The sequence below is a fragment of the Klebsiella sp. CN_Kp091 genome (genome assembly GCF_040065095.1).
GTDB classification, from domain to species: domain Bacteria; phylum Pseudomonadota; class Gammaproteobacteria; order Enterobacterales; family Enterobacteriaceae; genus Klebsiella; species Klebsiella aerogenes.
This window is the reverse complement of sequence record NZ_JBEAIO010000003.1, coordinates 250,991-261,523: the sequence shown is the minus strand read 5'-3', so window position 1 is coordinate 261,523 and position 10,533 is coordinate 250,991. Positions and strand designations below refer to the sequence as shown.

Sequence of the window (10,533 nt, the reverse complement as noted above, 5' to 3'; positions counted from 1 at the left end):
TCCATGTCACTTTGAGTGCCCACACAGATTGTCTGATAAATTGTTAAAGAGCAGTTGCAACGCGGCTTTCAGCTCACCGTTGCGAGGTCCCGTATATTACGTTTTCCTCATTCAGAGTCAAGCGTTTATTTTCACTTTTCTCTGTCGGTTTTCAGCGTTGTTATTTACCGCTGAAACCCTGCTGACCCGGCGGCTTGCTTGCCGTTGTTCCGTGTCAGTGGAGGCGCATTATAGGGAGTTCTGAGACGTTGACAAGCCCTGTTTTCAAAAAACTTTTCAACCGTCTCTTTTTTCGCCAAAGGCGGTGTTAAAACCGTAAAAAAACGCCCTTTTGCTGTTTTAACCACCGAAACAAGCCGCCAGATGGCATACTGATGAAGTAGAAAAGAGAAAGGAACGGCATTCATGTCTATAAGCGCACAGCAGCTGGCGGCACAAAAAAACATCTCCTGGGTCATCGCGGAGAAGATCGCCCAAAAAATCCTCACCGGCGAATATCCGCCAGAGAGCATCCTTCCTGGTGAAATGGAACTGGGTGAACAGTTTGGCGTGAGCCGGACGGCAGTGCGAGAAGCGGTAAAAACGCTGGCAGCTAAAGGCATGCTGCTTCCGCGTCCGCGTATCGGTACTCGCGTTCTGGCGCGCAGCAGCTGGAACTTTCTGGATAAAGAGCTGCTCGCCTGGTGGCTGACGGAAGATAATTTTGCCGAGGTGGTTAGCCATTTCCTGGTGATGCGCAGCAGCCTGGAGCCTCAGGCCTGTTTTCTGGCGGCGATAACCGGCACCTCCGAGCAGAAAGCGCAGCTCAATACGCTAATGGAAGAAATGATCGAACTAAAAAGGCATTTTATCCGCGAACGCTGGATTGAAGTTGATATGGCCTGGCATGAACATATCTATGCGATGAGCGGCAATCCGTTTCTCACCTCTTTCGCGTCATTATTCCATTCGGTATACCAGACCTATTTCACCTCGATTACGCAAAATGAAGTCGTTAAACTCGATCTGCACCAGGCTATTGTTGACGCCATTCAGGAAAGCGACGGCCCGCGCGCGCAGCTTGCCTGCCAGACATTATTGAATACCCCAAACCACACAGGTAAATAAAGAAGGAAATGGCATGACCGGGAAGAAAGGGCTGAGTATGGCCGGACTGCCGTGGATTGCGGCCATGGCTTTCTTTATGCAGGCGCTGGACGCCACTATTCTTAATACCGCGCTTCCCGCGATTGCGCATAGCCTCGGTCACTCCCCGCTGGCGATGCAATCAGCCATTATCAGCTACACCCTGACGGTAGCGATGCTGATTCCGGTGAGCGGCTGGTTAGCCGACCGCTTTGGCACCCGCAAGGTCTTTATCGTTGCCGTTAGCCTGTTTACCCTGGGCTCCCTCGCCTGCGCGCTTTCCACTTCGCTTCCCGAATTGGTTGTCTTCCGCGTTATCCAGGGGATCGGCGGCGCGATGATGATGCCGGTTGCGCGCCTGGCGCTGTTACGCGCCTATCCGCGTAGCGAACTGCTGCCGGTACTCAACTTCGTTACCATGCCCGGACTGGTCGGCCCCATCCTCGGTCCTGTACTTGGCGGCGTGTTAGTTACCTGGGCCAGTTGGCACTGGATTTTCTTGATTAATATCCCGATTGGCATCATCGGCATTCTCTACGCCCGCAAATATATGCCGGACTTCACCACGCCCCGCCGTCGTTTCGACACCAGCGGTTTTGTGCTTTTCGGTTTAAGCCTGGTGCTGTTCTCCAGCGGTATTGAGCTCTTTGGCGAGAAAATTGTCGCCAGCTGGCTAGCGCTGGCCGTCATCGCCCTGAGCGTCGTGCTCATGCTGGCCTATATTCGACATGCTCGTCGCCATCCCACTCCGCTGATTTCGCTCTCTCTATTTAAGACCCATACCTTCTCTGTCGGAATCGCCGGTAACCTGGCGACACGGTTAGGTACCGGCTGCGTGCCGTTCCTGATGCCGCTGATGCTACAAGTCGGTTTCGGCTACCCGGCCATTATCGCCGGCTGCATGATTGCGCCGACGGCCATCGGCTCAATTATAGCCAAGTCGACCGTCACGCAGATCCTGCGCTGGTTTGGTTATCGCAAAACATTGGTGGGAGTCACCATCTTTATTGGTCTGATGATCGCGCAGTTTGCGCTGCAGTCGCCGGGAATGCCGCTTTGGCTGCTACTACTGCCGCTATTTGTACTGGGGATGGCGATGTCCACGCAGTTCACCTCGATGAACACCATTACGCTTGCCGACTTAACCGATGACAATGCCAGCAGCGGCAACAGCCTGCTCGCGGTAACCCAGCAGCTGTCGATTAGCCTGGGCGTGGCCATCAGCGCGGCGGTCCTGCGCTTTTATGAAGGGTTTGATAACGCCAGCACCATCGAACAATTCCACTATACCTTTATCACGATGGGTGCGATCACCGTGGTGTCAGCGTTGATGTTTATGCTGCTCAGAGCCAAAGATGGCCGCAACCTGATAACGGAGCGGCACAAGCATTAAGCTGAACCGCGAATCACCAGCTCGGGGGTAAGCTGCACGCGCTGTTGTTTTTGCCCGGGTTCCGCCATGCGGTGAATCAGCACATCGATAGCCAACTCCCCCAGTTCATCTTTGGGTTGATGAATGGTGGTGAGCGGCGGGGTCATATAGCGCGCCAGTTCAATATCGTCATACCCCACCAGCGCCATATCCTGTGGAATACGCAACCCGGCCTGATACAGCGCCTGATAAGCGCCGACCGCCATCGCATCATTACCGACAAATACCGCCTGCGGCCGTGGCGTTAACGCCAGCAGTTGCTGCATCGCAGTAAAACCGCCGCCAAATTCAAAATCGCTGGTAATGACATAACCTTCGGCGACATCCAGCCCGGCGCGCGCCATCGCCGCATGATAACCTTCCAGGCGCAGTCGCGACGGCGTCTTATCCAGCGGCCCGGCAATGCAGGCAATACGGGTATGACCGCGATCGATCAGATACTGGGTCGCCATATCGCCACCGAGCAATGAATTATCCTGAATCAGATCGCTGTCGCCGTCGAAAGGCGCCCAATCCATCATCACCGTCGGCACCGACGGATAACGCTGCATGATCTCCTGGGAAGGTTGATGCGTTTCGGTGCACAGCAGCAGCAGACCATCGACGCGTTTTTGCATCAACGTTTCCAGATTGCGATTCATCCGCTGCTCATCGCCTTCGGTATTACATAGCACCAGGCTGTAGCCGCGCTCGAAACAGCTGCGTTCCACGCCGCGCACCAGCTCCGAATAAAACGGGTTAGTACTGGCGGTGATCAGCATGCCGATGGTTCGCGTCTGATTTAACTTGAGGCTGCGCGCCAGCGCCGAAGGCGCGTAGTTAAGACTTTTGATCGCCGCATCAACTTTGGCGGTAATCGCCTCGCTGACAAAGCGGTCTTTATTAATGACGTGAGAAACGGTCGAGGTGGAAACGCCCGCGACGCGGGCCACATCCTTCATGGTAGCCAAGCATTACCCCTGTTGACGCAAGAATTCGTCGATCTCTTTGCGCCACGGCACAGACGGTTGCGCCCCCTTACGGGTGACGGCAATCGCGGCGGCGGCATGGGCAAAACGGATGGCGTCTGACACTTCACGGCCTTCCAGCAGCGCGGTGACAAATGCGCCATTAAAAGTGTCGCCAGCGGCAATCGTATCGATGGCCTGAACTTTAAATCCTGGAACCCGGCGGCTTTCGCCCTCGCAGCTTAACCAAACGCCGCGGCTGCCGAGAGTAATCATCACCGTACCAATTCCCTTCGCATGAAGCGCACTGGCGGCTTTCGCGGCATCGTCGTCGCTCTCAACGCGAATACCGGTCAGCTTTTCCGCTTCGGTTTCATTGGGCGTAATGACATCCACCAGCGCCAATAGCTCATCCGAAAGTTCACGCGCCGGTGCGGGGTTGAGTACCACCGTCGTCTGATGCTGATGGGCGATTTTCGCGGCGGCCATCACGCTCTCCAGCGGCGACTCCAGCTGCATTAACAATGCCTGCGCGCTGGCGATACGTTCTTTCTCCGCCTCAACCTGAGAAACCGATAGCGCCGCATTAGCGCCGGCATGAATACCGATGACATTCTCACCTTCCGCGTTAACGAAAATTAACGCGACGCCAGTAGATTCACCAGCAACGGCGCGCACCGGCGCCACGTCGATATTATCGCTCGCTAGCTGGCGGCGGACGCGTTCGCCAATGTCGTCATCGCCGGTACAGGCAATGAAGGCAATATCCGCGCCGCTACGCCCGGCAGCCACCGCCTGGTTAGCGCCTTTACCGCCGAATGCGACCTGATAGTGGTTTCCGGTGACGGTCTCACCTGGAGTAGGGAAGGATTCAAGGTTAAGAATGTGATCGGCATTGATGCTGCCAAGGACGACAAGTTTGCCTGCGGTTTTCATCATCTTTATTCCCGGGAAAGCGCGCCACCGGACTCCGGTGGCGCATGCCCTGCTTTTCTTTTTATGTTGTCCCTCGGGCCGTTGCCGGCCCGAATCGCATTTTACTGCTTAATGACCAGTTTCAGCTCAACCGGATAGCTGGCATCCACTTTTTCGCCCTTCAGCACTTTATCAGCGGTTTCGACGCCTTTAACGCCGATCTGCTCCGGCAACTGGGCGATAGTCGCTGCCAGTTTGCCACTATTTACTGCTTTTTCGCCATCCGGAGTGCCGTCAAATCCAACCACCATCACATCAGATTTTCCTGCAGTCTGCAGCGCACGCAGCGCGCCCAGCGCCATTTCGTCGTTCTGCGCAAACACCGCCTGCACGTCCGGATGCGCCGTCAGCAGGTTCTGCATAACGTTCAGACCTTTAGTACGGTCGAAGTCAGCGGGCTGGCTGGCCAGTACGTTGAACTTATGCGCCGCCACGGCCTGTTTGAAACCTTCGCCGCGCTCGCGCGCCGCAGAGGTACCAGCAATACCTTGCAGCTCAATCACTTTCGCGCTTTCGCCGACTTTCTTCGCAATATAGTCGCCGGCCATTTTACCGCCCAGCACGTTATCGGAAGCAATATGGCTTACCACATCGCCTTTAGAAGCCTGGCGGTCAAGGGTAATGACCGGGATTTTAGCCTGGTTCGCCATCTTCACCGCATTGCCGACAGCATCGGAGTCGGTTGGGTTAATCAGCAGCAGCTTAGCGCCGCGCACCGTTAAGTCCTGTACGTTCGCCAGCTCTTTTGCCGGGTTATTTTGGGAATCCAGCACCACCAGGTTGTAACCCAGCTTATCGGCTTCTTTCTGCGCGCCGTCTTTCAGAGAAACGAAGAACGGGTTATTCAGGGTAGAGATAACCAGTGCGATGGTATCTTTCGCCATCGCGTTTGCGCTAACGGTCGCGCTTAGAGCAACAGCAGAGACCAGGGTCGCCAGTTTTTTCATATTCATAGTTAAGATGTCCTGTAGAGTTCTCAGTTACTGCTTTTTGTTATCTACCAGTACCGCCAGCAAAATCACCACCGCTTTGACGATCATCTGGTAATAGGAAGAAACGCCTAAAAGGTTCAGACCATTGTTCAGGAAGCCAAGGATCAACGCGCCAATCAGCGTGCCGACGATGCGCCCCTTACCACCGGCCAGGCTGGTGCCGCCAAGTACGACCGCTGCAATCGCGTCTAATTCATAGCCTGTCCCCGCCGTTGGCTGCGCAGAGGAAAGACGCGCCACTTCGATGATACCGGCCAGTGAAGCCAACATCCCGCACAGCGCATAGACGATGATTTTCACTCTATTCACGCTGATGCCGGAAAGCCGCGTCGCCGCTTCGTTACCGCCCAGCGCGTAAATATAACGGCCCAGGCGAGTATGGTGCAGCATGTACCAGGCCGCCAGGAAGACAATCGCCATAATCCATACCGGCGTCGGGATCCCCAGCGGGCGTCCGATACCGAACCAGCCAAATAGATCGGCGTTATCGCTAAAGCCGGTGTTGATCGGGCTGCCGTTGGTATAAACCATCGTCACGCCGCGCAGCAGCAGCATCATCACCAGGGTGGCGATAAACGCCTGCACGCGACCTTTCGCGACAATTACCCCGGTCACCGCGCCAATAGCCGCACCGAGCGCCAGCGCTGCGGCAACGGCCACCAGCGCATTCACTTCGATACCGACGATAGACGCCGCGACGGCGCCGGTCAATGCCAGCAGAGAACCGACGGACAGGTCGATTCCCGATGTCAGAATGACCAGCGTCATCCCGACCGCCATGATGGCGTTAACGGAAGTCTGCTGCAGAATATTGAACAGGTTATTGACGGTAAAAAAGTTGGGGCTCATGGTCGAAACGATCGCGATCAGCACCAGCAGGGCGATCAGCGACTTTTGCTCCATCAGCCACGCTTTAGTGAAATAGCGGCGACCAGTAACAGCCTGGGTAGTCATCTTTTTTACTCCTGATTCACACGGTTAAGCTTGCCCACAGCGGCAGCCATCAATACTTCCTGGGTGGCCTGCTCGCGTGTGAATTCACCGCCGAGATGCCCTTCATGCATCACAATGATGCGATCGCTCATGCCCAGCACTTCCGGCATCTCCGAAGAGACGAGAATGATGCTCAGGCCATCGGCTTTAAACTGGTTAATCAGCTGGTAGATCTCTTTCTTCGCCCCGACGTCGACGCCACGGGTTGGTTCATCAAGGATCAGCACTTTTGGCCGGGTCATCAGCCCGCGAGCGATAGCGACTTTTTGCTGGTTACCGCCGGAAAGCAGACCTATTGCCTGCTCCATTGAAGGCGTCTTCACATTAAACAGCCGAATGAAATCACTGACCGCCTGCTGTTCATCTTTATGCTTAAGGCTGCCGCCCGCCCGGCTGAAGTAGCGCAGCGCGGTCAATGACATGTTCTCTTTGACCGACATTCCGAGCACCAGGCCATCACGCTTACGGTCTTCGGAGATATAGACAATGCCGTTAGCCAGACCATCCTGCGGTGAACGGGTGACAACTTCATGGCCATCCAGCGTCACGGAACCGCTGCTACGCGGCAGCGCGCCGTACAGCACTTTCATCAGTTCAGTACGTCCGGCCCCCATCAGCCCAGCGACGCCAAGGATTTCGCCCTGACGCAGGGTAAACGTCACGTTTTCCACACCGGAGCCGCAGAGATTATCGACCTTCAGACGGACCGCGCCCGGCGCCTTATCGAGATGCGGATATTGATCTTCCAGCTTACGGCCAACCATCATCTCGATCAGTCGGTCTTCATCCAGCGAAGCCACTTCGCGCTCGGCAATAAATTGCCCGTCGCGGAATACGGTGACGTCATCGCAGATTTCGAAGATCTCTTTCATGCGGTGAGAGATATAGACAATGCCGCGCCCCTGCGATTTCAATTCGCGAATGACGCGGAACAGCGATTCGGTCTCGGTATCGGTCAGGGCATCGGTGGGCTCATCCATAATGATGACCTTCGATTCGAAGCTCAGCACTTTGGCGATTTCCACCATTTGCTGATCGCCAATCGAAAGATCGCCCACCAGCTTCTGGCTGTTAAAGCGTAAATTCAGCTTCGCCAGCAGCTTGTCCGCTTCGGCATACATCTTTTTCCAGTCGATTTTGCCAAAGCGGTTCACGAACTCGCGGCCGAGGAAGATGTTCTCGGCAATCGTTAATTGCGGGATCAGGTTGAGTTCCTGGTGAATGATGCCGATACCGGCTTCCTGTGAGGATTTTGGGCCGTTAAAGGTCGTTTCTTTACCTAACCACAGCAAAGAACCGGCATCACGGGTATAGATGCCGGTCAGTACCTTCATCATTGTAGATTTACCGGCGCCATTTTCCCCTACCAGCGCCATTACCCGGCCGGCATAGACATTCAGCGCCGCGCCCGAGAGCGCTTTGACGCCAGGGAACGCTTTATCGATCCCTTTCAGCTGTAATAAAGCTTCCATGACGGCGACCTCAGAAAGTGACGCCGGCACAGAGAATAATATTCGCAAACGGGGAACACTCCCCGCTGCGAATTACCGCCTGACTATCTGCGGTTTGTTTTTTGAACTGCTCATGACTGGTGTAACGAATTTCAATCGTATTTCCCTGGTGCTGCTGCAGCTGCTCAAGATGATTGAGCAACGTCGCGTGGAGTTGCGGATTATGGGTTTTAATCTCTTCCGCGATGACCGCCGCCTCAACCTGCATTTCCGTCGTTACGACTTCCAGTACCTGCATAAAAGAAGGTACGCCCTGAGTAAGCGCCATATCAATGCGCGCGCTGCTGCGGGGAACCGGCAACCCGGCATCGCAAACAACCAGCGTATCGGTATGACCGAGGCGGGAGATAACGGAAGAAATATCAGCGTTAAGTACGGTGCCTTTTTTCATTTTTTCTCTTTTGCTCCACTAGCGAAACGTTTCGCTGGACTAAGTATTGTCAATCAGCGAACAGAAAACCACCGGCAGAAGAGAGAAATGTGATCGCCATCGAAACGTTTCGCAAGACATGGACAAGAAGTTACATCAAGATGTGAGAGACAAAAAAGCCCTTCGTTATTGAAGGGCTTTTTAACATCAGATTTCCACCTGCGTACCGAGTTCGATAACCCGGTTCGGCGGGATTTCAAACTGATCCGGCGCGCGCAGAGCGTTACGCTGCAGCAACAGATACAGTTTGCCGCGCAGGCGCAGATACCATGGCCGTTTGCCGATAATCAGCGACTCGTGGGACATAAAGAACGACGTTTCCATCATTCGACAGCTCAACCCTTCCAGGCCGCAGCGATGGAACACCTCTTCGACGTTCGGCGTTTCACGCCAGCCATAGCTTGCCACGACTCGCCAGAACGACGGCGACAGTTGCTCAATCTGCACGCGGCGAACGTTATGCACATACGGAGCATCTTCGGTGCGCAGAGTCAGCAGGATCACGCGTTCATGCAACACCTTGTTGTGTTTCAGGTTATGCAGTAGAGCAAAAGGGATCACGTTCAGGGCGCGAGACATATAGACCGCGGTACCCGGCACGCGCACCGGCGGCGATTTTTCCAGCGAGGAGATCATCGCTTCCAGCGAGTTGCCATGCTCATGCATTCGGCGCAGCAGGCGGAAACGCTCGCTCTTCCAGGTAGTCATCACCGTAAACATCACCAGGCCCAGTGATAACGGCAACCAACCGCCGGAGACGATTTTATCGAGGTTCGCCGAGAACAGCGGAATATCGATACACAGGAAGGCCACCAGCATCAGGCCGACAAACAGCTTATTCCAGTGCCAGTTTTTGCGCGCCACGGTCGCCGACAGAATGGAGGTCAACACCATGGTGCCCGTTACCGCAATACCGTATGCCGCCGCAAGATTAGAAGAGTGCTCGAAGCTGACAATGACGATGACCACAGAAACGTACAGCAGCCAGTTAATGAACGGGATGTAAATCTGCCCGGACTCCATTTCCGAAGTATGGATAATGCGCATTGGCGACAGATAGCCCAGACGCACGGCCTGGCGAGTCAGCGAGAAGACCCCGGAAATCACCGCCTGCGAGGCGATAACCGTCGCCAGGGTCGCGATAATCAGCATCGGGATCAGCGCCCATTCCGGCGCCAGCAGGAAGAACGGGTTTTTAATGGCTTCCGGGTGCTTCAGCAGCAGCGCGCCCTGGCCAAAATAGTTAAGCACCAGTGATGGCAGCACCACCGAGAACCACGCAACGCGAATCGGTAGTTTGCCGAAGTGGCCCATATCGGCATACAGCGCTTCCACACCGGTAATCGACAGCACCACCGCGCCAAGCGCAATAAAGGATACCGTTTTGTACTGCAGGAAGAAATGTACCGCCCAGTAAGGGTTAAGCGCCTGCAGAACTTCCGGGTTATCGAGGATACTGCGCGCGCCAAGCACCGCCAGCAACAGGAACCAGATCAGCATAATTGGCGCGAACAGCTTGCCGACCATCCCGGTACCGTGTTTTTGAATAGCAAATAGCAGGGTTAGTACAATAATGGAAATGGGGACAATCCAGGTATCCAGCTGTGGGGCGATAATTTCCAACCCCTCTATCGCCGACATCACCGATATTGCCGGGGTTATCACTACTTCACCATAGAAGAAGCTACCGCCAATCAGGCCGAGTATCACCAATACGGAGGTCATCTTTGCCGAGGTGTTGCGCCCCGCCAGCGACATCAGCGTTAAGATCCCGCCCTCGCCGGCGTTATCCGCCCGCATCACGAAGGTGATGTATTTAATTGATACGGTGAAGATCAACAGCCAGAAAATCAGCGACAGAAAGCCAAACACCGCATCGCGTTCAACGCCAAAGCCAAACTGGCCTGACAGACATTCGCGAAGAGTATACAGTGGACTGGTACCGATATCGCCGTAAACCACGCCGATTGCCGCCAGCGTTATTGCCGGCAACGATTGTTTATTATCAGTGCTCATAGACTAGTCTTTTCGTTTATAAAACAAATGTGTGCCTAGTCCCTTGGCCCACAAAAAGCGCACAGTATGCACGATTATTTGCTGAATCGTACCCCTAACTGACACCATATTA

General features: G+C 54.8%; 9 protein-coding genes. 2 read left to right on the top strand and 7 right to left on the bottom strand.

The window, feature by feature from the left end; all coding sequences use genetic code 11:
• Positions 1-405: 405 nt before the first annotated feature.
• The gene (locus tag ABLV17_RS03375; protein ID WP_087858855.1) at positions 406-1,107 is read left to right on the top strand and encodes a FadR/GntR family transcriptional regulator; all 702 of its coding nucleotides are present in this window, start codon (positions 406-408) and stop codon (positions 1,105-1,107) included.
• Positions 1,108-1,120: 13 nt separating this feature from the next.
• Entirely contained in the window at positions 1,121-2,518 is a 1,398-nt protein-coding gene (mdtD, locus tag ABLV17_RS03370) for a multidrug transporter subunit MdtD (RefSeq protein ID WP_087858856.1), read from the top strand.
• Here the strand turns inward: mdtD and rbsR are convergent.
• The 7 genes from rbsR to kup all read right to left on the bottom strand — a co-directional run bounded on the left by rbsR (position 2,515) and on the right by kup (position 10,421).
• Entirely contained in the window at positions 2,515-3,507 is a 993-nt protein-coding gene (rbsR, locus tag ABLV17_RS03365) for a ribose operon transcriptional repressor RbsR (RefSeq protein WP_087858857.1), read from the bottom strand. The genes mdtD and rbsR overlap by 4 nt on opposite strands.
• A 3-nt stretch (positions 3,508-3,510) precedes the next feature.
• Entirely contained in the window at positions 3,511-4,443 is a 933-nt protein-coding gene (rbsK, locus tag ABLV17_RS03360; RefSeq protein ID WP_183269082.1) for a ribokinase, read from the bottom strand.
• A 98-nt stretch (positions 4,444-4,541) separates the two neighbouring features.
• The gene (rbsB, locus tag ABLV17_RS03355) at positions 4,542-5,432 is read right to left on the bottom strand and encodes a ribose ABC transporter substrate-binding protein RbsB (protein ID WP_015368990.1); all 891 of its coding nucleotides are present in this window, start codon (positions 5,430-5,432) and stop codon (positions 4,542-4,544) included.
• Between the two features lie 27 nt (positions 5,433-5,459).
• Entirely contained in the window at positions 5,460-6,425 is a 966-nt protein-coding gene (rbsC, locus tag ABLV17_RS03350) for a ribose ABC transporter permease (RefSeq protein ID WP_015368991.1), read from the bottom strand.
• Positions 6,426-6,430: 5 nt separating this feature from the next.
• Positions 6,431-7,936, bottom strand: a complete 1,506-nt coding sequence (rbsA, locus tag ABLV17_RS03345) for a ribose ABC transporter ATP-binding protein RbsA (protein WP_015368992.1) — start codon at positions 7,934-7,936, stop codon at positions 6,431-6,433.
• A 10-nt stretch (positions 7,937-7,946) separates the two neighbouring features.
• The gene (gene rbsD / locus ABLV17_RS03340) at positions 7,947-8,366 is read right to left on the bottom strand and encodes a D-ribose pyranase (protein ID WP_087858858.1); all 420 of its coding nucleotides are present in this window, start codon (positions 8,364-8,366) and stop codon (positions 7,947-7,949) included.
• A gap of 186 nt (positions 8,367-8,552) precedes the next feature.
• Complete coding sequence (gene kup / locus ABLV17_RS03335; protein WP_015368994.1) at positions 8,553-10,421, bottom strand: low affinity potassium transporter Kup; 1,869 nt, start codon at positions 10,419-10,421, stop codon at positions 8,553-8,555.
• Between the last annotated feature and the right edge of the window lie 112 nt (positions 10,422-10,533).